General features: G+C 66.8%; 22 protein-coding genes. 7 read left to right on the forward strand and 15 right to left on the reverse strand.

Annotated features, from left to right (window positions below; translation table 11 throughout):
* Window positions 1-112 precede the first annotated feature (112 nt).
* The 4 genes from ACEQX1_RS10175 to ACEQX1_RS10190 all read right to left on the reverse strand — a co-directional run bounded on the left by ACEQX1_RS10175 (window position 113) and on the right by ACEQX1_RS10190 (window position 4,617).
* Window positions 113-1,015 (reverse strand): carbohydrate ABC transporter permease, encoded by a 903-nt coding sequence (locus tag ACEQX1_RS10175; protein WP_024352152.1) that lies wholly within the window; start codon window positions 1,013-1,015, stop codon window positions 113-115.
* A gap of 31 nt (window positions 1,016-1,046) precedes the next feature.
* Window positions 1,047-1,979 carry a carbohydrate ABC transporter permease gene (locus ACEQX1_RS10180; protein WP_187392301.1) on the reverse strand — a complete coding sequence of 311 codons (933 nt, stop codon included), beginning with the start codon at window positions 1,977-1,979 and terminating at the stop codon, window positions 1,047-1,049.
* 122 nt (window positions 1,980-2,101) lie between these two features.
* Window positions 2,102-3,418, reverse strand: coding sequence for an ABC transporter substrate-binding protein (locus tag ACEQX1_RS10185; RefSeq protein ID WP_370194594.1), 1,317 nt, complete (start codon window positions 3,416-3,418; stop codon window positions 2,102-2,104).
* 134 nt (window positions 3,419-3,552) lie between these two features.
* Window positions 3,553-4,617, reverse strand: coding sequence for an ABC transporter ATP-binding protein (locus tag ACEQX1_RS10190; RefSeq protein ID WP_024352149.1), 1,065 nt, complete (start codon window positions 4,615-4,617; stop codon window positions 3,553-3,555).
* Between the two features lie 261 nt (window positions 4,618-4,878).
* Here ACEQX1_RS10190 and ACEQX1_RS10195 point away from each other — a divergent pair, with 261 nt between their 5' ends.
* The 5 genes from ACEQX1_RS10195 (at window position 4,879) to ACEQX1_RS10215 (ending at window position 10,282) form a co-directional block, all read left to right on the forward strand.
* Window positions 4,879-5,919, forward strand: a complete 1,041-nt coding sequence (locus tag ACEQX1_RS10195; RefSeq protein WP_370194593.1) for an SMP-30/gluconolactonase/LRE family protein — start codon at window positions 4,879-4,881, stop codon at window positions 5,917-5,919.
* Between the two features lie 356 nt (window positions 5,920-6,275).
* Complete coding sequence (locus ACEQX1_RS10200) at window positions 6,276-7,049, forward strand: ABC transporter ATP-binding protein (protein ID WP_024352147.1); 774 nt, start codon at window positions 6,276-6,278, stop codon at window positions 7,047-7,049.
* Between the two features lie 9 nt (window positions 7,050-7,058).
* Window positions 7,059-7,925 (forward strand): ABC transporter permease, encoded by an 867-nt coding sequence (locus tag ACEQX1_RS10205; RefSeq protein WP_370194592.1) that lies wholly within the window; start codon window positions 7,059-7,061, stop codon window positions 7,923-7,925.
* Between the two features lie 36 nt (window positions 7,926-7,961).
* A complete protein-coding gene (locus ACEQX1_RS10210; RefSeq protein WP_370194591.1) occupies window positions 7,962-8,921 on the forward strand; it encodes an ABC transporter substrate-binding protein in 960 nt (319 codons plus the stop codon).
* 68 nt (window positions 8,922-8,989) lie between these two features.
* Window positions 8,990-10,282: an amidase gene (locus tag ACEQX1_RS10215; protein ID WP_370194590.1), complete on the forward strand. Its 1,293-nt coding sequence runs from the start codon at window positions 8,990-8,992 to the stop codon at window positions 10,280-10,282.
* Between the two features lie 53 nt (window positions 10,283-10,335).
* Here ACEQX1_RS10215 and ACEQX1_RS10220 read toward each other — a convergent pair whose 3' ends face one another.
* From ACEQX1_RS10220 to ACEQX1_RS10240, 5 genes are all read right to left on the reverse strand, one after another.
* On the reverse strand, window positions 10,336-11,220 hold the full coding sequence (locus ACEQX1_RS10220; RefSeq protein ID WP_228240022.1) for an NAD(P)-dependent oxidoreductase: 885 nt from the start codon (window positions 11,218-11,220) through the stop codon (window positions 10,336-10,338).
* Window positions 11,221-11,245: 25 nt separating this feature from the next.
* Window positions 11,246-12,340: an isocitrate/isopropylmalate dehydrogenase family protein gene (locus tag ACEQX1_RS10225; RefSeq protein ID WP_370194589.1), complete on the reverse strand. Its 1,095-nt coding sequence runs from the start codon at window positions 12,338-12,340 to the stop codon at window positions 11,246-11,248.
* A gap of 46 nt (window positions 12,341-12,386) precedes the next feature.
* The gene (locus tag ACEQX1_RS10230; RefSeq protein WP_024352141.1) at window positions 12,387-13,658 is read right to left on the reverse strand and encodes a TRAP transporter large permease; all 1,272 of its coding nucleotides are present in this window, start codon (window positions 13,656-13,658) and stop codon (window positions 12,387-12,389) included.
* Window positions 13,655-14,173 (reverse strand): TRAP transporter small permease, encoded by a 519-nt coding sequence (locus tag ACEQX1_RS10235; RefSeq protein WP_024352140.1) that lies wholly within the window; start codon window positions 14,171-14,173, stop codon window positions 13,655-13,657. The genes ACEQX1_RS10230 and ACEQX1_RS10235 overlap by 4 nt, the downstream gene beginning before the upstream one ends.
* A gap of 144 nt (window positions 14,174-14,317) precedes the next feature.
* On the reverse strand, window positions 14,318-15,295 hold the full coding sequence (locus tag ACEQX1_RS10240) for a TRAP transporter substrate-binding protein (RefSeq protein WP_029703759.1): 978 nt from the start codon (window positions 15,293-15,295) through the stop codon (window positions 14,318-14,320).
* A gap of 182 nt (window positions 15,296-15,477) precedes the next feature.
* On the opposite strand from ACEQX1_RS10240, the gene ACEQX1_RS10245 reads away from it, so the two are divergent.
* Both ACEQX1_RS10245 and ACEQX1_RS10250 read left to right on the forward strand, forming a co-directional pair.
* Entirely contained in the window at window positions 15,478-16,167 is a 690-nt protein-coding gene (locus tag ACEQX1_RS10245) for a GntR family transcriptional regulator (RefSeq protein ID WP_370194588.1), read from the forward strand.
* Between the two features lie 79 nt (window positions 16,168-16,246).
* A complete protein-coding gene (locus tag ACEQX1_RS10250; protein ID WP_370196803.1) occupies window positions 16,247-17,707 on the forward strand; it encodes an aldehyde dehydrogenase family protein in 1,461 nt (486 codons plus the stop codon).
* A gap of 87 nt (window positions 17,708-17,794) precedes the next feature.
* Here ACEQX1_RS10250 and ACEQX1_RS10255 read toward each other — a convergent pair whose 3' ends face one another.
* Genes ACEQX1_RS10255 through urtB form a run of 6 tightly spaced genes read right to left on the reverse strand, consistent with a single transcriptional unit; the run spans window position 17,795 to window position 22,957 of the window.
* The gene (locus ACEQX1_RS10255; RefSeq protein ID WP_370195259.1) at window positions 17,795-18,136 is read right to left on the reverse strand and encodes an FmdB family zinc ribbon protein; all 342 of its coding nucleotides are present in this window, start codon (window positions 18,134-18,136) and stop codon (window positions 17,795-17,797) included.
* 4 nt (window positions 18,137-18,140) lie between these two features.
* Window positions 18,141-19,370, reverse strand: a complete 1,230-nt coding sequence (gene fmdA / locus ACEQX1_RS10260; RefSeq protein WP_024352136.1) for a formamidase — start codon at window positions 19,368-19,370, stop codon at window positions 18,141-18,143.
* A gap of 42 nt (window positions 19,371-19,412) precedes the next feature.
* Window positions 19,413-20,102 carry an urea ABC transporter ATP-binding subunit UrtE gene (urtE, locus tag ACEQX1_RS10265; RefSeq protein ID WP_024352135.1) on the reverse strand — a complete coding sequence of 230 codons (690 nt, stop codon included), beginning with the start codon at window positions 20,100-20,102 and terminating at the stop codon, window positions 19,413-19,415.
* Window positions 20,103-20,113: 11 nt separating this feature from the next.
* Window positions 20,114-20,860, reverse strand: coding sequence for an urea ABC transporter ATP-binding protein UrtD (urtD, locus tag ACEQX1_RS10270; RefSeq protein ID WP_009208017.1), 747 nt, complete (start codon window positions 20,858-20,860; stop codon window positions 20,114-20,116).
* Between the two features lie 11 nt (window positions 20,861-20,871).
* A complete protein-coding gene (gene urtC / locus ACEQX1_RS10275; protein ID WP_187392313.1) occupies window positions 20,872-22,020 on the reverse strand; it encodes an urea ABC transporter permease subunit UrtC in 1,149 nt (382 codons plus the stop codon).
* A 10-nt stretch (window positions 22,021-22,030) separates the two neighbouring features.
* Entirely contained in the window at window positions 22,031-22,957 is a 927-nt protein-coding gene (urtB, locus tag ACEQX1_RS10280; RefSeq protein ID WP_024352132.1) for an urea ABC transporter permease subunit UrtB, read from the reverse strand.
* Window positions 22,958-22,981: the final 24 nt, after the last annotated feature.

Raw genomic sequence — 22,981 nt, forward strand, 5'->3', positions numbered from 1 at the left:
GTAGCCCCCTAAAGGATGCGCGCGGATGTCGGAAAATTTGGCAGCCGCGACCACACCGGCGCGCGCATCGGTGCGCCGGCGGCCCCTGATCGGCCGTCCCGGATCGCCGCCGCTACTCCTTCACAGCCCCGGTCATCGACGAGACGTAGTAATCGACGAAGAACGAGTAAAGGATCACCACCGGCAGCGAGCCCAGCAGCGCGCCGGACATCAGCGCTCCCCATTCGTAGATGTCGCCGCGCACGAGTTCGGTCAGGACGCCGACCGGCACCGTCTTGTTCTCCGAGGAGGAGATGAAGGTGAGCGCGTAGATGAACTCGTTCCAGGACAGGGTGAAGGCGAAGATGCCGGCCGAGATCAGCCCCGGCACGGCCAGCGGCAGCACCACCTTGGTCAGGATCTGCCAGCGCGTCGCCCCGTCGACCAGCGCCGATTCCTCCAGCTCGAAGGGGATGGTGCGGAAATAGCCCATCAGCAGCCAGGTGCAGAACGGGATCAGGAAGGTCGGATAGGTCAGGATCAGGGCGAACATGGAATCGAAGATGCCGACCTGGAAGACGATGAAGGCCAGCGGAATGAACAGGATCGACGGCGGCACCAGATAGGCGAGGAAGATCATTAGGCCGGTCACCCGCGCCCCGGTGAAGCGGATCCGCTCGATCGCATAGGCGGCGAAGACCGAGGCGGCCAGCGCCAGGAAGGTCGAGCAGACGGCGACCACCATCGTGTTCCACAGCCAGCCCGGATAGGAGGTCTCGAACAGGAGATACTTGATGTGCTCGAGCGTCGGCCCGACCACCCAGAACGGGCTGTAGGTCTGGTAATCCGTGAGCTGGTTGTCCGGCTTCACCGCCGTGATCACCATCCAGTAGAACGGGAACAGCAGGACGAAGACGAAGACGAACAGCGGCAGGTAAAGCGTCAGGATCCGCCGCGGCAGCGTGTCGAACTGGCTGAGGCCGGAGGCTTCGGCCCGGTCATTCGCCGCCTTGGCGGCCGCCGATTGCTTGCTCATCGGATCGTTCCTCCCCGCATCTGAACGCGCCTCATTCGCCGCCTCCCTGCTGCCATCTGCGCCGCTGCAGGCCGAAGAAGGAGAACAGGATCGCGGCCAAGAGGAACGGGATCATCGCCACCGCGATGGCCGCGCCCTCGCCGAGTTGGCCGCCGGGGATCGCCCGCTGGAAGGACAGGGTCGCCATCAGATGGGTGGCGTTAACCGGGCCGCCGCGGGTCAGGACGTAGATCAGCTGGAAATCGGTGAAGGTGAACAGCACCGAGAAGGTCATCACCACGGCGATGATCGGCGTCAGCAGCGGCAGGGTGATCTTGGTGAAGCGCTGCCACGAGGTCGCGCCGTCCAGTGCCGCCGCCTCGTTCAGCGATTGCGGGATGGTCTGCAGGCCGGCGAGCAGCGAGATCGCCACGAAGGGAATGCCGCGCCACACATTGGCGGCGATCACCGAGGCCCGCGCATTGGTCGGATCGCCGAGGAAGTTAATCGGCGCGTCGATCCATCCCCATTTCATCAGGACGAAGGAGATGATCGAGAACTGGCTGTCGAAGATCCACCAGAAGGCCAGCGCCGACAGGACGGTCGGCACGACCCAGGGCAGAAGGATGATGGCGCGGAAGAAGTTCTTGAACGGCAGATGCTCGTTGAGGATCAGCGCCAGCCACAGGCCGAGCCCGAATTTCAGCACCGAGGCGACCGTCGTGTAGAGCATGGTGTTGTAGACCGACAGCCAGAACACCGGATCGTCGAAGAGCCAGGCATAGTTTTCCAGGCCGATGAAGATGCCGGTCCGGCCGATGGTCGTGTCGGTGAAGCTCAGCCAGATGCCGAGGCCGAGCGGATAGGTCAGGAAGCACAAGAGAAACGCCGCCGCCGGCAGCATGAACAACAGGCCGAGCCCGCCGCGGCTCTGCACGAACCGGCGGAATGCCGAGGGCCTGGCGGTCGCCTCTATGCTGGACATCGTCGATCGTCTCCGTTGCCGAAAGGGCACGCGGCCGAAGCCGCTGCCAACAGGCGCCCGGGCAGCAACGCCCGCGCGCCCGCGTGTCGTGGCACCGGCCCTTCAGGCCGGTGCCGGCATCCTCAGCGGTAGTAGCGGGCGATGCGCCGCTCGGCGTTGGCGATGGCCTCGTCCGCGGTGCGCTGGCCGGTCACCGCCTCGGCGAACATGTCGACGAGCACGTAATCGGCCATGACGGCGGCCGACGAGGGTCCGAGCGGCCCGGCAAAGCCGTTCGGCCGCAGGCTGGCCGAGGCCTTGGAATAGGGCTCGTGGATCGGGTTCGAGGTCCACACCGGATTGTCGGCATAGGCCTTGAGCGACTGGCAGCAATAGGCGCTGGCGCCCTCGATCCAGGCGTTCATCTGCTCCGGCTGGAACATGAACTCGATATAGGCCTTGGCCGCTTCCGGGTACTTTGTGTGCTGGAAGATGTTGAGCGTCGAGGTCTGGTGCAGCTCCGCCGGCTGGCCGACCGGCCCGACCGGCATGGTGGTGGTGCGGATGTCCTCGGCGATCTCGGTCATCTCCGGGTCCTTGGTGGCCGCATAATAGAGCGACACGCCGTTTGCCGTCAGCGAGATCTGGCCGGCCAGGAAGGCGCGGTTGTTGTTGATGTCGAGCCAGCTCTCGGTGCCGGGGATGAAGGTGGCATAGAGCGCCTTGGCGTATTCGATCGCCGCCCGCGTCTCGGGGCTGTCGATCGCCGGCTTGCCGGCCTCGTCGACGGTCTTGCCGCCATGGCTCCACAACAGCCAGTGAGCGTAGTTGTTGCCGTCGCCGACCGCCTTGCCGTGCGGGAAGCCAGCCGGCGTGCCGTTGGCCTGCATCGCCTTGCACAGTTCCAGGAAGCCCGCCGTGTCGGACGGGAATTCCTCGAAGCCCGCCGCCTTCATGTGGCTGTCGCGATAGCAGATGGCGTTGCCGATGGCGCAGAGCGGCACGGCGATGAACTTGTCGCCCTGCTTGGCATAGCCTTCCAGGCCCTCGTACCAGCCGCCATGCTGCTCGCCGAGCGAGGTCGCAAGGTCGGTCACGTCGACGAGCTTGTCGGGATACTGGAACGGGTCATCGAACCAGCTCATCACCATGTCGGGGCCCGAGCCGACATTGGCGGCCACGGCGGCCTTCGGGCGCACGTCCTCCCAGCTTTCCTGGTCGATCTGCACCTCGACGCCGGTCGCCTCGGTGAAGGCCTTGGTGTTGGCGTTCCAGGCTTCCTCCTCGCCGGCGACGAAGGGCACCCAGCGCAGAAGCCGCAGCGAGGCGCCTTCTTCCGGCTTGAATTTCGCCGCGGCTGCCTGGGCCAGCGCGCCGCGCATGCCGAACGGCCCGATGAAGGCCGCGCTGGCGGCAAGGCCGGCCGTGCCGGCCAGAAGCGTCCTGCGATTGATGGTCATCGTGATCTCCTCCACTTGCGCGGGAGCGTGCGATTCTGTGCCCCGAAGTGACGGCGCTCCCGCTGCCGTCACGGCCGTCCTCCCTTGCCGGCCGGGTCCTCCAACCCGACCGGCCGCCCGAAGCCTTGCCGGCTTCAGGCCGAAACGCGCGCGCCCGTCGCCGCGTCGAACAGATGCACCGCCTCCGCGTCGATCGAGACCGGCAGTTCGTCGCCCGGCCCCGCCGAAATCCGCTCGCGGAACACGCACATCACGTCGCTGTCGCCCAGCTTGGCGATGACGTGGGTCTCCGAGCCCGTCGGCTCGACAACCTCGACCCGCAGCGGAATGTCGCCGCCGAGGCGGAAGGATTCCGGCCTGACGCCATAGATCGTCTCGCGGCCCGGCTCGGCCTTGCCCGGCCGCGCGATCGGCAGCCGGTGCCCGTGGCCGGTGACAAAGGTCGCGCGGTCGTTCGGGTCGACGGCGCCGGTCATCATGTTCATGGCGGGCGAGCCGATGAAGCCGGCCACGAAGAGATTGTCCGGCCGGTCGTAGAGCTCCAGCGGGCTGCCCACCTGCTCGACGATGCCGTCATGCATGACGACGATCTTGTCGGCCATGGTCATCGCCTCGATCTGGTCGTGGGTGACGTAGACAGTGGTCGTCTGCAGCCGCTGGTGCAGGTTCTTCATCTCCGAGCGCATCGAGACGCGCAGCTTGGCGTCGAGATTGGACAGCGGCTCGTCGAACAGGAAGACCTGCGGCTCGCGCACGATCGCCCGGCCCATGGCGACACGCTGGCGCTGGCCGCCCGACAGCTGCCGCGGATAGCGATCGAGCAGATTGGTCAGGCCGAGGATCTCGGCCGCCGGCCGAACCCGCTCCGCGATCTCCGCCTTGGAGGCTTTCTTCAGCATCAACGAGAAGCCCATGTTCTCGGCAACCGTGATGTGCGGATAGAGCGCGTAGTTCTGGAAGACCATCGCGATGTCGCGATCCTTGGGCGGCAGCGCGTTGACCACCCGGTCGCCGATCAGGATCTCGCCGGAGGTGATGTGCTCGAGACCGGCCAGCATCCGCAACAGGGTCGACTTGCCGCAACCGGACGGACCGACCAGCACGACGAACTGGCCTTCCTCGATATCAATGGATACGCCGTGCAGCACTTCGACCGGGCCAAACGCCTTGCGCACGTCCCGAAATGTCACAGATGCCATTGAAGCCCCACCCTCGCAGCAATTTCAGGCGGTATACTGTATTCGCAGGCTCCCCTGCGCAATGGCTGGCGGGCGCCCGACGCCGAAATCTTGTGCTGCACCGCAAGGTAACCGCGACCGTTACAGCGCGATTGCGGGCTTTTCGTATACGTTACGCTGGCCCGGCATGCCGCTTCGCGTTACGCTTCGGCGCCGGCCGTTCCCCGCAACAGCAACACGGTCGTCCGGAGGGTCGGCATGCCGGTCGACGGGGAGGAACCCATGACCATTCATCGACGCGCATTGCTCACCGGCGGCGCGGCGCTCGGCGCCGCTCTCGCCATGCCGCATGTCGTGCTGGCGCAGTCGCTCGCGCCGCAGCCCTCGCGCTATCCCGACGACGCCTGGGAGGTGCTCGACCCCCGCTTCTCGCAATACATGATCGGCAACACGCCGCTGCAGCGCCAGTGGAGCGGCGCCCTGTGGGCCGAGGGGCCGGCCTGGAACGGCGTCGGCCGCTACGCCGTCTTCAGCGACATTCCCAACAATCGCCAGATGCGCTGGGACGAGGTCACCGGCGCGGTGACGCCGCTGCGCAACCACTCCAATCATTCCAACGGCAACACCTTCGATTTCGAGGGCCGGCAGATCAGCTGCGAACACTCGACCGCCCGCGTCGTGCGCTACGGCCATCAGGGCCCGGCAGAGGTGCTGGCCGAGACCTTCGAGGGCAAGCAGCTCAACGCTCCCAATGATGCGGTGGTCCACCCGGACGACGGCGGCATCATCTTCACCGATCCGGGCTATGGCAGCCACTGGTACTATGAAGGCACCGTGCGCGAGCTCGAATTGCCGACCAGCATCTACCATATCGACGCCGCGAGCGGCGCGCTGACCCGGCTGAGCGACGAGATCTTCAAGCCGAACGGCCTGTGCTTCTCGCCGGACTATCGCACGCTCTACGTTGCCGATTCTGCCGCAACGCACCATCCGGAGCCGGCCCGGATCATCGCCTGGAATGTGGAGGACAATGGCCGCCGGCTGACCGGCCGGCGCGAGTTTGCGACGCTCGAAAGCGGCTTCCACGACGGCCTGCGCGCCGATGTCGACGGCAATGTCTGGGCGGCGACGGGCTTTGCCGGCGAGGGCCAGGACGGCGTGCATGTCTACGCCCCGGACGGCACCAAGATCGGTCAGATCAAGACCCCGGAGGGCTGCGCCAACCTCACCTTCGTCGGCGAGCACCGGAACCGGCTGCTGATGACGGCGAGCCAGTCGATCTATTCGATCTTCACCGCCGCCCAGGGCGCCCATATCGCCTGATCGGCGACAGAGACGCGGCGGCAGCGCGATCCTTCGCTGCCGCCCGTCCGGCCGGGCACTCATGATGCCGACGCCATACTGCCTTATAATGATGCAATCATAAGTCGTGTATATATTTTAGCCATGAAGCGCGTGTTCTGGGCGCGCTTCGGCTGCATCCCTGCGGCGCACAGCGGTCGCAAACCGGGGAAATCCGCCCTGCAGAAAGCGCAGGGCAGCCATGCAGGTGGCCGCGACTCAGTGATTCCAGCGACTTGAACGAACCCGCGCGTCGGGCACCACCGCCGCGACTGCCCCACCGCCCCATCTGGCACACTCCATGCTGCGTCTGTCGCAATGCAGCATGAGGAGCCGATATGGGCGACAGACAGACGCAACTGGAAATCCGCGGCCTCGCCAAGACCTTCGCCACACGCAGTGGCACGGTCCCGGTCGTCCGCGACCTGACCTTCGACATCTACGAGCGGGACTTCGTCTCGATCATCGGCCCGTCGGGCTGCGGCAAGACGACGATCTTCAACATGATCGCCGGGCTGCTCGAGGCCGATGGCGGCGTCATGCGTTACCGCGGCCAGCCGGTGGACGGCCTGCGCGGCCGCATCGGCTACATGATGCAGAAGGACCTTCTCTTTCCCTGGCGCACCGTCCTGCAGAACGCCCTGCTGGGCCTGGAAATGCGCAATGTTGACCGCCAGGAAGCGCGCGAGAAGGCCCTCGACTACCTCAACACCTTCGGTCTCAGCGGCTTCGAGAACGCCTATCCGAGCACTTTGTCGGGCGGCCAGCGCCAGCGCGTCGCGCTGATCCGCACCCTGGTCATGGACCCGGACATCCTGCTCCTCGACGAGCCCTTTTCGGCGCTGGATTACCAGACCCGCCTGCATCTGGAGGGCGTCCTCGTCGATGCCGTCGAGAAGTCCGGCAAGACGGTCATCCTGATCACCCACGACGTCGACGAGGCGGTCGCCCTGTCCAAGCGCGTCGTCGTCCTGTCCGGGCGTCCGTCCAAGGTGAAGGCCATCCACGAGATCGACATCGCCAGCCACTCCCCCGTGGAATCCCGCAGCGATCCGCACTTCGCCCAGTACTTCCACCTGCTCTGCAACGAGCTCGACATCCAGACGCACTGAGGGCACCGAATGAGCATCACCACCACACGCAATCCTGCCGCGACCGGGGCCATGCCCCGTCGCCGCATCGACTGGCAGATCGCCAGTGACGGACTGGGCGGCGGCATCGCCCGGTCTGGACTGCAGATCCTCGCCGTGCTGAGCTTCTTCGCCTTGTGGGAACTGGGCGTGCGCTACGGCGGCGTCTCCGGCTTCCTGTTCGGCCAGCCGTCCGGGATCTTCGTCAATTTCGCCCGCTTCATCATGGACGGCTCGATCTTCGTCGATGCCGGCTACACCACGCTGGAAGCTGTCGTCGGCTTCATCCTCGGCACCACCATCGGCACGTCGCTCGGCCTGTCGCTGTGGTATTCGGTCGGCGTGGCCAGGCTCGTCGAGCCCTTCGTCATCGCGCTCAACAGCGTGCCGAAGATCGCCCTCGCACCGCTGATCATCCTGTGGTTCGGGACCGGCTACACCTCGAAGATCGCGCTGGTCGTCGCAATGACCGCCATCGTGGCGCTGATCACCGCCTACCAGGCGGCCCGCGATTCCGACAAGGATCTGCAGCGCCTGCTCACCTCCATGGGCGCCGACAAGCACCGCATCTTCTTCAAGGCGGTGGTGCCGTCCTCGCTGCCGGCGGTGATCGCCACCTTCCGCATCAATATCGGCTTCGCCCTCGTCGGCGCCGTCGTCGGGGAGTTCATCTCCTCCCAGCACGGGCTCGGCCACCTCGTCTTCACGGCGTCGAATCTCTACGACCTCAACACCGTCTGGGTCGGGCTGTTCTCGCTGATGCTCTTGGGCTTCGCCCTCTACCACATCGTCAATTTCATCGAGCGGCGCGTGCTGCCGTGGAAGCAGGACCAGTCCACGCGACAGGTCGCAGCCTGAGGCTTGCGCCTCCCATCACCAGCAGGGGTACCAACAATGAAGAAGTTTCTCGCCGTCGCGGCCACCGCCGCCCTCACCGCCTTCGCCAGCCCGGCGCTGGCCCAGGACAAGACCGAGGTGACGATCTCCCAGGCCTTCCAGTCGCTGCTCTACCTGCCGCTCTACGTCGCCATGGACAAGGGCATGTTCGAGGCCGAGGGCCTGACCGTTATCAAGGAAAGCGCCGGCTCCGGCCCGACGGCGCTCAACTCGGTCATCTCCGGCAGCGCCGACTTCTCGCTGCACGGTCCCGAATGGACCGCCATCGCCTTCGAGAAGGGCGCCCCGGTCAAGACCATCGCCAATGTCGTCAACGGCGCCGCCGTCTGGATCCTCGCGGACGAGGATTTCGACTACAAGGGTCCCGAGAGCTTCGCCGACCAGACCGTGGTCGCCGGCATGATGCCGACCACCTCGACCTCGCTGTTCCTCAAGATGCTCGGCGAGAACGACGTCTCCGAGGACAGCGTGACCCTCACCCAGGTGCAGATCGGCGCCGAGCCGGCGCCCTTCATCGGCGGCCAGGCGCCGCTGGCGGTGATGTATGAGCCCGGCGTCGACCAGGCCGTCGCCGAGGGCAAGAAGGTCATCGTCTCCTTCCCGAAGGAATACGGCCCCTACGCCTTCTCCACCATCATGACCCGCACCGACGTCGATACCGACAAGGCCCAGAGCTTCGTCAACGGCCTCGAAAAGGCGCTGGCGATGATCCAGGCCTCGCCCGAAGATGCGGTCGCGGTCGCCCAGAAGGAGTTCCCGAACCTCGACGCCAAGGTGGTCGAGGCCGCCGTCAAGCGGATGATCACCGACGGCGTCTACGCTCCCAGCGTCGACATTACCGACGAGGCGATGACCACCAGCCTCGGCGTCCAGATCGCCCTCGGCAATCTCGATTCCCAGCCGGACTTCGCCAATTTCATCGACCGGCAGTTCATCGACAAGGCGATCGTCGACTGAGCGAGCGCATCATCGATGCCGCGGGGCGCCCAGCGTCCCGCGGCGACGCATTCGAGGGGGATCTGACCATGGCAAACATCACCGCCACCGCGGCCGGCATCGGCACTGCGGGCGACACGACGCTCGGCCCCGTCGGGGTCGCCTATGAAATGGCCGTCAGCAGCAACCCGGCCCTGCGCGCCTTCGCCCATCTGCCGGAGACCGCGCCGGCCGCCGGCACCAGCGGCCCGCTTGCCGGCCTCGCCGTCGGCGTCAAGGACATCATCGACACCGCCGACATGCCCACCGGCTATGGTTCGCGCATCGACCCGGCGCATGTACCGGCCACCGACGCCTGGATCGTCGCGCGCATCCGCGAGCTGGGCGGCACGGTCCTCGGCAAGACGGTCACGACGGAGTTCGCCTGGCGCAGCCCCGGCGCGACGGTCAATCCGCACAATTCGCGCCACACGCCCGGCGGTTCGTCGAGCGGCTCGGCCGCCGCCGTCGCCGCCGGCATCGTGCCTCTGGCGCTCGGCACCCAGACCATCGGCTCGGTGATCCGCCCCGCCGCCTATTGCGGCGTCGTCGGCTACAAGCCGAGCTATGGTTCGATCCCGCGCACCGGCGTCCATCCGCTGTCCTGGTCGCTCGACCATGTCGGCCTGTTCGCCCGCGACGTCGCCACCATCGCCAAGGCCTATGGGCTGTTCGCCGCCGCCGACCCGTCCGATCCGCATGGCGACCTGCCGGCCGGCAGCGCGCCGGAGCCGGGCAGCGCGACTGTCGCCGCCGAACGACCCCGGATCGCCGTCATCGAGCCACCGGCCTGGGACTGCGTCGATCCGCATCAGCGCGCCCTGCGCGACCGGGCGGCCGCAGCGCTGACGGCGGCGGGCGCGACGCTCGAGCCGTTGGCGCTGGACGCGCTCTACGCCCAGACTCTCGACGACATCATGACCGTTCTGCGGGTCGAGGGCCGGCATATCTACGAGGAGCGCGTCGAGCGCTTCCCCGATCGCACCAGCGACCATCTGAAGGCGCTGGTCGCCGACGGCGCCGGCATTTCCGCCAAGGCCTACGTGGCCGCGCTGGAGAACCAGAAGCATCTGCGCCGCGCGATGGCCGAGCACTTTGCCGGCTACGATGCGATCCTCACCGTGCCGGCGACGGGCGAAGCGCCGGAGGGGCTCGACAACACCGGCGATCCCGCGCTCTGCGCGCCCTGGACCTTCATCGGCGCCCCGGCGATCAGCCTGCCCGCGGGCTTCGGGCCGAACGGCCTGCCGCTCGGCATCCAGCTCGTCGCGCCTTGGAGCCGGGACCGGCAACTCCTCAGCGTCGCCGCTTTCGCCGAAGCGACCCTGGCGACGATGGGCTGATCAAGGCTGCGGACGGCCGCCTCCGCTTTGAGGCGGCCGTCCGGCTCAGACGATCAAGCGTCCTTCTTGCGGAACGTCGTGCAGGCGGTCGGCATCATCTCGTCGCCATGGCCGGTCTCGACCAGCCAGTCCAGCGCGCCGCGCACGCCTTCAGCGACCTTGCGGGACGTCCCCGTCTCCTCGACGAGCTGGCTGTAATAGGTCAGGTCCTTGCGCGCGTTCGCATTGGAAAAGCGCATCGGGGTGACGTCCCCGTCGAGGATGTAGGGGGCGGTGCGGTCGAGACCGGCGCCATAGCCGCCGCCGCGCCGCAGGCAGTCCACCAGCACCTCCGGCGCGATGTCGTTCTCCGCGGCGCAGGCCGCCGCCTCGGCGATCAGCGTGACGCTGCCCAGCGAGACGAAATTGTGCAGGAGCTTCAGCGTCTGGCCGCGGCCGATGCCGCCCGCGTGGAAGCGGTTTTCCGAGAACGCCTCGAACAGCGGCGTCAGCGCCTCGACCGTCGCCGCATCACCGCCGATCAACAGGTTCAGGCGGCCTTCTTCGGCCTCCTTCGGCGTGCGGGTCATGGCCGCGTCGACGAAGTCGCAGCCGACCGCCTTCACCGCTTCGGCGGCCTTCATGGTGGCGCTGGGAATGCCGGTCGAGCAGTCGACGACGATGGTGCCCGGCCGCAGCGCGGCGGTGACGCTGTCCGGCCCGAGCAGCAGCGCCTCGATCTGCGGGCTGCCGGTGACGCACAGGATCAGGACGTCGCACGCCGCCGCCAGCGCCGAGGCGTCATCGAAGCGCCTTGCCCCATCCGCGTCGAGATCGTCGCTCGGCTGGTTGCCGGGATGGTCGAGATAGGCGAGCGGCCAACCCTTCTTCTGGATGTTGCGGGCGATGCCGTGGCCCATCATCCCGACGCCGATCACGCCGACCGTCTGCTTCGTCATGCTGTTGTCCTCTTGTGAGAAAGGGTCAGGCCATCGCCCGCAGGATGGCGTCGGTCATCTCGCTGCAGCGCGCACGTCCGCCGAGATCGGTGGGCACGAAGTCGCCCGCCTCCAGCGTCCGGTCGACCGCCGCCTCGACGCGGCCCGCCGCCGTGGCGAGCGCGGCGTCGTCGTGCTTGTCCGCCAGCCAGCGCAGCATCATCGCGCCCGACAGGATGGCCGCCACCGGGCTTGCCAGGTCCTGCCCGGCAATGTCCGGCGCCGAACCGTGGGCGCCCTGGAACAGGCCGTGGCTGTCGCCGATCTCGCCCGAGGGCGAGATGCCCATGCCGCCGACGGTGGCGGCGCCGAGATCGGAGATGATGTCGCCGAACATGTTCTCGGCGACGATTACGTCGTAGAAATCCGGTCGCTTCAGGAGATGCACGGTGATCGCATCGGCATAGGCGTAGTCGATCTCGACATCGGGATAGTCGCCATGCACTTCGTCGCAGACACTGCGGAAGAAAGCGTAGCTGCGCAGGATGTTGGCCTTGTCGCAGACCGTGACGCGGCGCTTGCCGTCGCGCAGCGCGCCCTTGCGCTGGCGGGCCAGCTCGAAGGCGAAGCGGGCGACGCGCTCGGTGCCCTTGCGGGTGATGACGAGGCTGTCGGAGGCCATCTCGCCGCGCAGCACGACGCCGGCGCCGCGGCTGGCGTAAAGCCCCTCGGTGTTCTCGCGCACGATGACATAGTCGATGCCGCCGCCCTCATAGGCGCGCAGCGGCGAGGCAACGCCCTTCAGGAGCTTGATCGGCCGCACATTGGCGTAGAGATCGAGCGCGAAGCGCAGCTTCAGATGCAGTTCGTTGCCGACCTCGGTGCCGTCCGGATACACGACGCCCGGCAAGCCGGCGGCACCGTGGAGGATCGCATGATGCGTCCGGCAGGCCTCGGCGGTCTCGGCGGGCAGCACCTCGCCGGTCGCCACATGCGAGCCGGCGCCGCCTTCCAGCATGACGAAGTCGAGGACGCCCGTGCCGCAGGCCTCCGTCAGCACCCGCATGGCGCCCTGCGTCACCTCGGGGCCGATCCCGTCGCCCTCGATGGTCGCGATGCGGTACGGCGTCACTGCACTCATGCGGAAGTCCCTGGTCTGGCTGGAAGGATTGCGCCGGTCGGCCGGCTTACAGATGCGCTGCCGGCCACAGCGAGATCGCCGGCACGAAGGTGATCAGGAGAAGCGCGCCGAACACCACGAGCACCGGCACGATGAGCGAGCGGAACATGCTCTGCACCGGGATCCGCGCCACGGCGGCGGCGGCGAAGAGGTTCACGCCGAGCGGCGGCGTCACCATGCCGAGCGCCAGATTGACGATGACGATGATGCCGAAATGGACCGGATCGACGCCGAAGCCGATGGCGATGGGCGTCAGGATCGGCGCCAGGACGAGGATCGCCGCCGAGGTCTCCACGAACATGCCGACCAGGAGCAGCAGCACGTTGACGAAGAGCAGGAAGCCCACCGCCCCGCCGAAGGTCGCTTCCGCCCAGCTGCCGATGACATTGGGCAGGCCCGACAGGCTGACGAGGAAGGAGAACAGTCCCGCGGTGGCGATGATCAGCATGATCGCCCCGGTCGCCACGGCCGATGCCCGGAAGATCCGCGGCAGGTCGGAGAAACTCATCTCCCGGTAGACGAACAGGCCGACGACCAGCGCATAGACTGCCGAGACGGCTGCCGCCTCGGTCGGCGTGAAGATGCCGCCATAGATGCCGCCGAGAATGATCACCGGCAGCATCAGCGCCCAGAAGGCGTCGATCGTGCTCTTGACGATGGGCAGCGCGTCGTCGCCGTCCTCCTTGCCGATGCCCTTCAGCCGGCACCAGACCTGGGTCATCACGATGAGCGCGCCGGCGATGAGCACGCCCGGCCCGATGCCGGCGATGAACAGCTTGGTCACCGAGGTCTCGGTGGAGACGCCGAAGATGATCATCGGCACCGAGGGCGGAATGATCACGCCGAGTTCGGCGGAGGTCGCCTGGATCGTCGCGGCCATGGGCAGCGGATATTTGTGCCGCGCCATGGCCGGCACGAGGATCGCGCCGATGGCGAAGGTCGTGGCGACGGACGAGCCGGAGATCGCGGCGAAGATCATGCAGGTGACGACGCAGGTCGAGGCCAGCCCGCCCTGCACGCCGCCCACCAGCGACTTGGCAAAATCCACCAGCCGGCGCGAGACGCCGCCATGGGTCATCAGATTGCCGGCCAGGATGAAGAACGGCACCGCCAGCAGCGGGAAGCTGTCGATGGAGGTGAAGATCTTCTGCGGCACCACCAGCAGCGGCAGCGGCGAGAAGAAGGCGACCCCGACGATCGCGGCGAGACCGATCGCGACGGCGACCGGGATCGACAGCGAGAAGAAGACCAGAAGGGCGGCGACGAGGGCGGCGTTCATTCGAAGGACTCCCGGTCGCGCTGGACGTCGTGCTCGGCCCGCGACGGCTCGATCGGACGCAGGAATTCAAGGATCGCGCCCGGGATCGCCAGCACCGCGCCGACCGGGATCGCGGCATAGAGCCAGGAGATCGGGATGTTGAGCATCGCCACCTGCTGGGTCGAGACGCGGATCGTCATCAGGACGCCGAACCAGGTCAGCACGCCGAGAAAGGCGAGGATGCCGAGGAGGACAATGAAGGAGACGCTGCGCTGCATCCGGTCGGGCAGGACGCTGCGCACGAATTCCAAGGGGATCATCGCGCTCAGCCGGAAGCCGGCGCCGGCGACGAGAAACACCATCCAGATCACCACGCCGCGGGCCAGCACCTCCGACCACGCCGCGGCATCGCCGAGAACGAAGCGCGTCACCACCTGCCAGAACACCAGCGCCGTCGCCAGCGCCAGCAGGAGGGCGGAGAGATTATGGGTGAGAACGGTCAGCTTCTCGGCGGCGGTCAGGACGGCCTTGCGCATGGACGGCACCTTCGAGAGCTGGAGGGCGAGGTGCGCGGCCTCCATCGAAGCCGCGCGCGGGCGGTGGCCGCGAACCGAAGCCGGGCGGCGCTGGGCCGGGCACCGCGAGGCCGGACGGTCCGGCCCCGCAATTTGTCGAGTGGCTTACTTCTGGGCGTCGCGAATCCGCTGGATCATGGCCTCGCCATATTCCTTGCCGTAGCGGTCATAGGTCGGCTGGACGGCATCCTGGAACGCCTTCTTGTCGACATCCTCGATCACTTCCATGCCGTTCTCGCGCATGGTGGCGACGCCGTTCTTTTCGGTCTCGGCAACGACCGCGCGGGTCGCCTCGACGCCGGCCTTGGCGGCTTCGCGGATCCAGCCCTGCTCTTCCTCGGAGAGCTGGTCCCAGTGAATCTTCGACATGGTGATGACCGCCGGCGAATAGACGTGGCCGGTCAGCGTCACGTATTTCTGCATGTCCCACATATTGTTGGAGACGATGATCGGGATCGGGTTCTCCTGACCGTCGATCGTGCCCTGCTGCAGCGAGGTCAGCACCTCGGTCCAGCTCATCGGGGTCGGCGATGCGCCGAGTTCCTTGAAGGCGTCGATATGGACCTGGTTTTCCATGGTCCGCAGCTTCAGGCCCGCCACGTCCGCGGGCGTCTGCACCGGCTTCACCGAATTGGTGATGTGGCGGAAGCCGTTCTCCGACCAGGCAAGGCCGATCATGCCCTTGTCCTCGAACTTGGCCAGGAGCTCGTCGCCGATCTCGCCGTCGAGAATCTCGTGGGCGCTGGCGTAGTCGTTGAACAGGAACGGGAAGTCGAGCGCGTAGATTTCCGGCACGAAGCTGCCGACCGGACCGGTCGAGGTCATCGCCAGCTCGATCGTGCCGATCTGCTCGCCTTCCAGGAGTTCGCGCTCGCCGCCCAGCGAACCGCCGGCCTTGACGTTGATGGTGATCTCGCCTTCGGAGAGCTCGTTCATCTTCTCGGCAAAGGCCTTGGCGCCCTGGCCGTAGTGACCGTCCGGCGGCGTCACGATGGCGAAGTTCATTTCCTTGGCCGAAAGCGACGTCGCGGTCAGGGCGCTGGTCGCCAGAAGGGCGCCGGCGAGAATGCCTCTCAGGGTCATGCGTATTCCTCCCATTCGGTTCGGACCGTCTTGGTTGAAATTGCCCGCATCCTCCTGCGTCGGCAACCTCAAATCCGATGATGTTTACACCAGATATCCGATACGATATCCGTATGAGACTGAATGGCATTGGTCAAGGACGGGCTGTGGCCGACCGCAACACCGCCTTTCGCGGAGATCGCATGGGGGACTGGACCGCATCCGCGGACGACCTGATCGTGCAGGGTCCGTCGCTCGGCGACGCGGTCTATGAGCGGCTGGTCGACGACCTGATCGCCCTGAAGATCCCGCCCGGCGAACGTCTTTCCGTCGACAAGCTGGCCCGCCGCTTCGGCGTTTCCCAGACTCCGACCCGCGCCGCGCTGATCCGGCTCGAGGCCGAGGGTCTCGTCGTCAAGAAGCATCTGACCGGCTACTCGGTCGCGCCGCTGCCCTCCGTCGCCCGGCTGGAGAGCATCTTCGAGATGCGCGCCCTGGTCGAGCCGCGCAGCGCCGCGCGCGCCGCCGAACATGCCACGCCCGGCCAGCTTGCCGTGCTGAAGGAGATCGCCGCCGAGATGCAGGCGCTGTCGCGCGAGGACATCGACGCCCATTGCGCCCGGCTGGTGGTTCTAGACAGCCGCTTCCACACCGCCATCGCCGAGGCCTGCGGCAACGACCTTATCGCCGAGACCCTGGGCCGGCTGTTCACCCAGATGCACATCTTCCGGCTGCGCTATCACGCCAATGTCGGCCACGCCGTCATCGAGGAGCATGTCGGGATCCTCGAGGCGATCATCGACCACGACCCGCCGAGGGCCGAAGCCGCCATGCTCGCCCATCTCGAAGCCGCCCGCGAGCGGCTCGAACCGCACGTCCGACACGCCGTCTGAACGACACCGGCCGCCGGCGGATCGTCCCGGCGTGCCCACCGCGCCGCCTGCGCGGACATTTTCCTGGGAGGAACATCACATGACAATCCAGTCCGGTCTCTGGTTCGATCCGACGAAGCTCCTGATCGGCGGCGAATGGCGCCCCGGCGCCGGCGGCCGGACCATCGCCGTCGAGAACCCCTCGACCGGCGAGAACATCGGCCAGATCGCCGAGGGGACGGCCGCCGATGTCGAGGCCGCGGTCGCGGCGGCGGAAGCGGCGCTCGACGGCGAATGGGGCGCGATGACCGCGACCGAGCGCGGCCGCATCCTGGTGCGCCTGTCCCGCCTCGTCACCGAGCGCGCCGAGACGCTGGCCCATCTGGAGTCGCGCGATGTCGGCAAGCCGCTCGGCCAGGCCCGCAACGACGCCGTGGCGCTCGCCCGCTATTTCGAGTTCTACGGCGGCGCCGCCGACAAGATCACCGGCGAGACCATCCCCTATCAGCAAGGCACGACGGTCCTGACCCTGCGCGAGCCGCACGGCGTGACCGCCCACATCATTCCCTGGAACTACCCCATGCAGATCATGGGCCGCTCGGTCGGCGCGGCGCTCGCCATGGGCAATGCCTGCGTCCTGAAGCCGGCCGAGGACGCGTCGCTCAGCGCGCTGGCCGTCGCGGCCCTGGCCGAGGAAGCGGGCCTGCCCGCCGGCGTCCTCAACATCGTCACCGGCTATGGCCACGAGGTCGGCGCGGCGCTGTCGGCGCATCCGCGCGTCCACCACGTCTCCTTCACCGGCTCGGTCGGCACCGGCCGGCGCATCCAGGCCGCCGCCAGCGAGAACGTCATTCCGGTAACTCTGGAGCTCGGGGGCAAGTCGCCGCACATCGTCTTCGACGATTGCGATCTCGACGCGGCCCTGCCGACCCTCGTCGGCGCCTGCGTCCAGGCCGCCGGCCAGACCTGCTCGGCCGCCGCGCGCGTGCTCGTGCAGCGCGGCATCTATGACGAGGTGAAGCGCCGCATGGCCGACGTCTATGCCGGGCTCGTCGTCGGCCCCGCATCCGCCGACCACGATCTCGGGCCGCTGGTCTCGGGCAAGCAGAAGGCGATCGTCGCGGGCTATATCGCGCAGGGCAAGGCCGAGCTCACGGTCGCCGGCGAGGGCACGATCCACGCCGATGCCCCGGCGGCCGGCCATTACGTGGCGCCGATCCTCTTCGCCGACGTCGACCCCGAGCACAGGCTCGCCCAGGAAGAGATCTTCGGCCCGGTGCAGGTGCTGATCCCGTTCGAGGACGAGGCCGACGCCATCCGCATCGCCAATGGCACCGATTACGGCCTCGTTGCAGGTGTGTGGACCGAAAACGGCGCCCGCCAGATGCGGCTCGCCCGCAAGCTGCATGTCGGGCAGGTCTTCATCAACAATTACGGCGCCGGCGGCGGCGTCGAACTGCCCTTCGGCGGTGTCGGCAAGTCCGGCCACGGCCGCGAAAAGGGCTTCGAGGCCCTCTACGGCTTCTCCCGCCTGAAGACCATCTCGATCAAGCACGGCTAGGCCAAGAGAAGGACGGTATCGCAGGGCGCATGACGCGCCCCGCGATACCGCTTCCCCCCTCGAACCTGTCCCCTGACCCGTCTGCCGTCAGTGGCTGATCATCCACGGCCGCTTGGCGGGAAAGGTCTTGGCGCCGGTCGGCATGGTCAGCGTCGCACCGGCTTTCGCCCGGCCACCGGGGGCCGCGCAGCAGGAGCAGCCGTCGCCGTGCTTCTTGCCGCCCGAGCGCGGCGCGTTCGCGCTGCGTTCGTTGGTGGCGAAGGCCGTGCGGCGGCCGGCATCCATGGTCGACAGCCGCGGCGCCGAGAGGATCACCCGGCGGGCGCTGTCGCCGCAGGACGGACAATCGCAGGGCTCACCAGCCTGCGCCATGGGGCGCAGGCTGGTGAAGGTACCGCAATCGGCACAATCGTAGTCGTAGAAGGGCATCGCCTTACAGGTCCTGCGCGATGGGCATGTCGATTGAGCCGTCGAGGAACTTCGTCGGCCCGTCATTGCCCGGCATGATGTCGAACTCGAAGATGTCCGTCGGCAGCCAGAGCGTGGCGCAGGCATTCGGCACGTCGACGACGCCCGAGATGTGGCCCTGGACCGGCGCGGTGCCGAGGATCGAATAGGCCTGGGCACCGGAATAGCCGAACTTCTTCAGATATTCGATGGCGTTGAGACAGGCCTGGCGATAGGCGATGTGGACGTCGAGATAATGCTGCTTGCCGGCCTCGTCGACGGAGATGCCCTCGAAGATGAGGTAGTCGTCGTATTTCGGCGTGATCGGCGAGGGCCGGAAGATCGGGTTCTTGACCCCGTATTTCTTCATGCCGCCCTTGATCAGGCTGACCTTGATGTGCAGCCAGCCGGCCATCTCGATGGCGCCGCAGAAAGTGATCTCGCCGTCGCCTTGGCTGAAATGGAGATCGCCCATGGAGAGCCCGGCCCCGTCGACATAGACCGGGAAATAGACCTTCGAGCCGCGCGACAGATCCTTGATGTCACAATTGCCGCCATGCTCGCGCGGCGGCACGGTGCGCGCGCCCTCCGCCGCCGCCTTCGCCTTCGCCTCGCCCGTCAGCTTGCCCATATGGGCCGACTGGGTGTTCGGCAAAGCCGCCAGGGTCGGCACCCGGTCCGGATCGGTGTCGAACAGCGCCTTCTCGCGGGTGTTCCAGTCGTCCAGCATCGCCCGGTCCGGCAGGCAGCCGATCAGGCCCGGATGGATGAGGCCGGCATAGCGCACGCCCGGCACGTGGCGCGACTTGGTGAACATGCCCTCGAAATCCCAGATCGACTTCTGGGCCAGCGGGTAGTGCTCGGTCAGGAAGCCGCCGCCATTCTGCTTGGAGAAGAAGCCGTTGAAGCCCCACAGGCTCTCCTCGAAGGCACCGATGTCGAGGATGTCGACGACGAGGAGATCGCCGGGCTCGGCGCCCTTCACCCCGATCGGGCCGGACAGGTAGTGCACCTGCTCGAGCTCGACATCGCGCACGTCGGAGGCGTCGTCGTCATTCTTGATCTGGCCGCCGGTCCAGTCATGGGTCTCGACCTTGAAGTCGTCGCCCGGATTGACCCAGCAGGCCATCGGGATGTCGGGATGCCAGCGATTGTGGACCATCTCGTTGTCATGCGGCGACTGGGTCAAATCGACCTTGATCAGGGTGTCGGTCATGCCGTTGCGCTCCTTCGTTTCGGCTTCGGGAATGGTTGCCGGTCAGACCGACAGATATTTCGCGATGCGCGCCTCGTCGGCGCCGTCCACCGGCTCGTCATGGACAAGGTCGCCGTTCTCCAGCACCAGCACCCGGTCGGCGATGTCGAGGGCGAAGGACAGGACCTGTTCGGAGACGACGATGGACAGACCCTTCTCGTCGCGGATGCGCTTCAGCGTGCGGCCCATTTCGCGGATGATCGAGGGCTGGATGCCTTCGGTCGGCTCGTCGAGGAGCAGGACCTTGGGCCGCGAAGCCAGCGCGCGGGCGATCGCCAGCTGCTGCTGCTGGCCGCCGGACAGATTGCCGCCGCGCCGCCCCTTCATTTCCAGCAGCACCGGAAACAGCTCGTAGATGTCCTCCGGCACCTGGCTTTCGCCGGTCACCGTCAGGCCGGTCTCGATGTTCTCGCGCACCGTCATGGTGGAAAAGATCATACGCCCTTGCGGAACGTAGCCAAGACCGCCCTTCACCCGCTGGTGGCTCTTCGCGCCCGACATGTCGGCGCCATCCACCATCACGGCGCCGGAGGACTGGGGCACGATCCCCATCAGCGACTTCATCAGCGTCGTCTTGCCCATGCCGTTGCGGCCCATGACGGCGACGATCTCGCCGGGCGCCACGTCGAAGGTCAGGCCGTGCAGCACCTCGCTCGAGCCATAGGCGACATGCAGGTCGGAAATGTTCAGCATCGGCGTGTTCCTCAATGCCCGAGATAGACTTCGACGACCTTGGGATCGGCCTTCACATGGGCCATGTCGCCCTCGGAGATGACCTTGCCCTGGTGCAGCACGGTGACCCGTGTCGCGATGTCCTCGGCGAACTTCATGTCGTGCTCGATGACGATCACCGAGCGGCCCTTGATGATGCGGTTGAGGAGTTCGGCGGTCTTGACCCGCTCCGACACGCTCATCCCGGCGACGGGCTCGTCGAGCATCAGAAGCTCGGGGTCCTGGATCAGCAGCATGCCGATCTCCAGCCACTGCTTCTGGCCGTGGCTAAGGAACTCGGCGCGATCGTCCAGATGGTCGGCGAGGAAGATCATCTCGGCGATCTCCTCCACACGGTCCCGCACCTCCGCGTCGCGCTTGAACGCCAGCGCCCCGAACACCGTGCGTCCCCGCGGGAAGGAGATCTCCAGATTCTCGAAGACCGTCAGGTCGTCGTAGATCGACGGGTTCTGGAATTTCCGCCCGACGCCGGCATGGACGATCTGGTGCTCCTTCATCTTCGTCAGCTCCTGGCCGCGAAAGCGGATCGAGCCGGAGGACGCCTTGGTGCGCCCGCAGATCAGGTCGAGGGCCGTCGTCTTGCCGGCGCCGTTCGGGCCGATGATGACGCGGATCTCGTCGGGATCGACGTAGAAGGAGAGATCGTCCACCGCCTTGAAGCCATCGAAGGAGACGGTGAGACCTTCCACGGCCAGGAGAAACTCTTTGGGTGTCGTCATGGCGCGGGTCCTTATTCGGCGGCGGCGGGAGCGACGGCGGCGTCGGGCGCCCTGCGGTCGGCGAGCGGCGCGGGCGAGCGGCGCAGGAACCGGTCGATCAGCGGCCGCACATGGCTGGTGAAGATGCCGGCCAGGCCGTTCGGGAAGGCCATGACGACGACGATGAACAGGGCGCCCATGGCAAAGAGCCACAGCTCCGGGAAGCTCTCGGAGAAGGAGGTCTTGGCCCAGTTGACCAGAAGCGTGCCGTAGACCGCGCCGATCAGCGACAGGCGACCGCCGACGGCGCAGAAGATCACCATCTCGATCGACGGCACGATGCCGACGAAGGTCGGCGACATGAAGCCCACCTGCAGGGTGAACATCGCACCGCCGACACCGGCAAGCGCCGCGGCAAAGCAGAACACGAAGGTCTTGAAGGCGGCGACGTCGTAGCCGGAGAAGCGGACCCGATCCTCCTTGTCGCGCAGCGCGACGAGGATGCGGCCGAGCTTGGAATTGCGCACGAGCATCGACAGGCCGATGGCGCCGAGCAGCAGGAGCGCGTTGACGAAGTAAAGGATCGTCTTGGCGTCGTCGGTGCGGATGTCCCAGCCAAGCAGGGTGCGCAGGTCGGTGATGCCGTTGACGCCGCCCGTATAGCCCTGCTGGCCGATGATCAGGATGGTCAGGATCGCGGCGATGGCCTGGGTGATGATGGCGAAATAGACGCCGCCGACCCGCCGGGTGAACATCGCGAAGCCGATGACGAAGGCGAGGATCGCCGGCACCAGCACCACCGCCAGAAGGGTGAAGCCGAAGGAGTGGAACGGCTCCCAGAAGAAGGGCAGCTCGGTCAGCTGGTTCCAGTCCATGAAGTCCGGAATACCCGGGGTCGACTGGATCGCCGTCGCCTCCGGCGTCGAGGCCTCCAGCTTCAGGAACATGGCCATGCAGTAGCCGCCGAGGCCGAAGAAGATGCCCTGCCCGAGGCTGAGAATGCCGGCCGAGCCCCAGCAGAGGACGAGGCCCACGGCGACGAAGGCGTAGGTCAGGTACTTGCCGACGAGGTTGAGGCGGAAGGCGTCGGTCATCGCCGGGATCACGACGATCAGGAGCGCTGCGAGGAGGAGGAAGCCGATCGCCTCGTATCGGCCGTTGGAAGACAGGAACTTCGTCATGGTTTGATCCTCACCGGCGGACTTTGAGGGTGAACAGGCCCTGCGGTCGCAGCATCAGGATGCCGACGACGGTCAGGAGGGTCAGCACCTTGGCCATCGACCCGGACAGGAAGAATTCCATGGTCGACTGGGCCTGGGAGATGGTGAAGGCCGAGGCGATGGTGCCCAGAAGGCTTGCCGCGCCGCCGAAGACGACGACCAGGAAGGTGTCGACGATGTAGAGCTGGCCGGCGCTCGGCCCGGTCGAGCCGATCATGGTGAAGGCGCTGCCAGCGACGCCGGCGATGCCGCAGCCCAGCCCGAAGGTCATCCGGTCGACCTTTTCGGTGTCGATGCCGACGGCGCCCGCCATGGTGCGGTTCTGGACGACGGCGCGGGTCTGGGCGCCGAGCCGCGAGCGGAACATGACGAGATAGACGCCGAGCGTGATGAGCAGCGTGATCGCCATGACGATGAGCCCGTTGATCGGGATCTCGATGATGTCGGTCAGAGGCAGCGAGCCCATCATCCAGCTCGGCAGGGTGACGCCCACCTCGCGCGCGCCGAAGATGGTGCGGTAGGTCTGCTGCAGGATCAGCGACAGGCCCCAGGTGGCCAGCAGCGTGTCGAGCGGGCGCTTGTAGAGAAAGCGGATCAGGCTCATCTCGACCGCGACGCCGAGGGCCCCGGAGGCGAAGAACGCCAGCACCACCGCCACGAAGAAGGAGATCGGCACCAGGGCCGGCAGGAAGGCTTCGAAGAAGCCCGCGACCAGATAGGTCACGTAGGCGCCCAGGATCATGAACTCGCCATGGGCCATGTTGATGACGCCCATCTGGCCGAAGATGATCGCGAGGCCGAGGGCCATGAGCACCAGGACCGAGAACAGCACCAGCCCGGCAAAGCCCTGCATGGCGAAGATCGATCCGAGTTCGCTCCAGGAATAGTCGGCAAACATCCGGGGCTCCTTGTTGGGCGGAAG

Origin of the sequence: Aurantimonas sp. (assembly GCF_964217435.1) — a bacterium.
In the GTDB taxonomy this organism is placed as follows: domain Bacteria; phylum Pseudomonadota; class Alphaproteobacteria; order Rhizobiales; family Rhizobiaceae; genus Aurantimonas; species Aurantimonas coralicida.

What these genes read in the sequence shown, in the direction of transcription:
- ACEQX1_RS10175 (WP_024352152.1), bottom strand. Translation starts at nt 1,015, where the DNA reads ATGAGCAAGCAATCGGCGGCCGCCAAGGCGGCGAATGACCGGGCCGAA.
- ACEQX1_RS10180 (WP_187392301.1), bottom strand. Translation starts at nt 1,979, where the DNA reads ATGTCCAGCATAGAGGCGACCGCCAGGCCCTCGGCATTCCGCCGGTTC.
- ACEQX1_RS10185 (WP_370194594.1), bottom strand. Translation starts at nt 3,418, where the DNA reads ATGACCATCAATCGCAGGACGCTTCTGGCCGGCACGGCCGGCCTTGCC.
- ACEQX1_RS10190 (WP_024352149.1), bottom strand. Translation starts at nt 4,617, where the DNA reads ATGGCATCTGTGACATTTCGGGACGTGCGCAAGGCGTTTGGCCCGGTC.
- ACEQX1_RS10195 (WP_370194593.1), top strand. Translation starts at nt 4,879, where the DNA reads ATGACCATTCATCGACGCGCATTGCTCACCGGCGGCGCGGCGCTCGGC.
- ACEQX1_RS10200 (WP_024352147.1), top strand. Translation starts at nt 6,276, where the DNA reads ATGGGCGACAGACAGACGCAACTGGAAATCCGCGGCCTCGCCAAGACC.
- ACEQX1_RS10205 (WP_370194592.1), top strand. Translation starts at nt 7,059, where the DNA reads ATGAGCATCACCACCACACGCAATCCTGCCGCGACCGGGGCCATGCCC.
- ACEQX1_RS10210 (WP_370194591.1), top strand. Translation starts at nt 7,962, where the DNA reads ATGAAGAAGTTTCTCGCCGTCGCGGCCACCGCCGCCCTCACCGCCTTC.
- ACEQX1_RS10215 (WP_370194590.1), top strand. Translation starts at nt 8,990, where the DNA reads ATGGCAAACATCACCGCCACCGCGGCCGGCATCGGCACTGCGGGCGAC.
- ACEQX1_RS10220 (WP_228240022.1), bottom strand. Translation starts at nt 11,220, where the DNA reads ATGACGAAGCAGACGGTCGGCGTGATCGGCGTCGGGATGATGGGCCAC.
- ACEQX1_RS10225 (WP_370194589.1), bottom strand. Translation starts at nt 12,340, where the DNA reads ATGAGTGCAGTGACGCCGTACCGCATCGCGACCATCGAGGGCGACGGG.
- ACEQX1_RS10230 (WP_024352141.1), bottom strand. Translation starts at nt 13,658, where the DNA reads ATGAACGCCGCCCTCGTCGCCGCCCTTCTGGTCTTCTTCTCGCTGTCG.
- ACEQX1_RS10235 (WP_024352140.1), bottom strand. Translation starts at nt 14,173, where the DNA reads ATGCGCAAGGCCGTCCTGACCGCCGCCGAGAAGCTGACCGTTCTCACC.
- ACEQX1_RS10240 (WP_029703759.1), bottom strand. Translation starts at nt 15,295, where the DNA reads ATGACCCTGAGAGGCATTCTCGCCGGCGCCCTTCTGGCGACCAGCGCC.
- ACEQX1_RS10245 (WP_370194588.1), top strand. Translation starts at nt 15,478, where the DNA reads ATGGGGGACTGGACCGCATCCGCGGACGACCTGATCGTGCAGGGTCCG.
- ACEQX1_RS10250 (WP_370196803.1), top strand. Translation starts at nt 16,247, where the DNA reads ATGACAATCCAGTCCGGTCTCTGGTTCGATCCGACGAAGCTCCTGATC.
- ACEQX1_RS10255 (WP_370195259.1), bottom strand. Translation starts at nt 18,136, where the DNA reads ATGCCCTTCTACGACTACGATTGTGCCGATTGCGGTACCTTCACCAGC.
- fmdA (WP_024352136.1), bottom strand. Translation starts at nt 19,370, where the DNA reads ATGACCGACACCCTGATCAAGGTCGATTTGACCCAGTCGCCGCATGAC.
- urtE (WP_024352135.1), bottom strand. Translation starts at nt 20,102, where the DNA reads ATGCTGAACATTTCCGACCTGCATGTCGCCTATGGCTCGAGCGAGGTG.
- urtD (WP_009208017.1), bottom strand. Translation starts at nt 20,860, where the DNA reads ATGACGACACCCAAAGAGTTTCTCCTGGCCGTGGAAGGTCTCACCGTC.
- urtC (WP_187392313.1), bottom strand. Translation starts at nt 22,020, where the DNA reads ATGACGAAGTTCCTGTCTTCCAACGGCCGATACGAGGCGATCGGCTTC.
- urtB (WP_024352132.1), bottom strand. Translation starts at nt 22,957, where the DNA reads ATGTTTGCCGACTATTCCTGGAGCGAACTCGGATCGATCTTCGCCATG.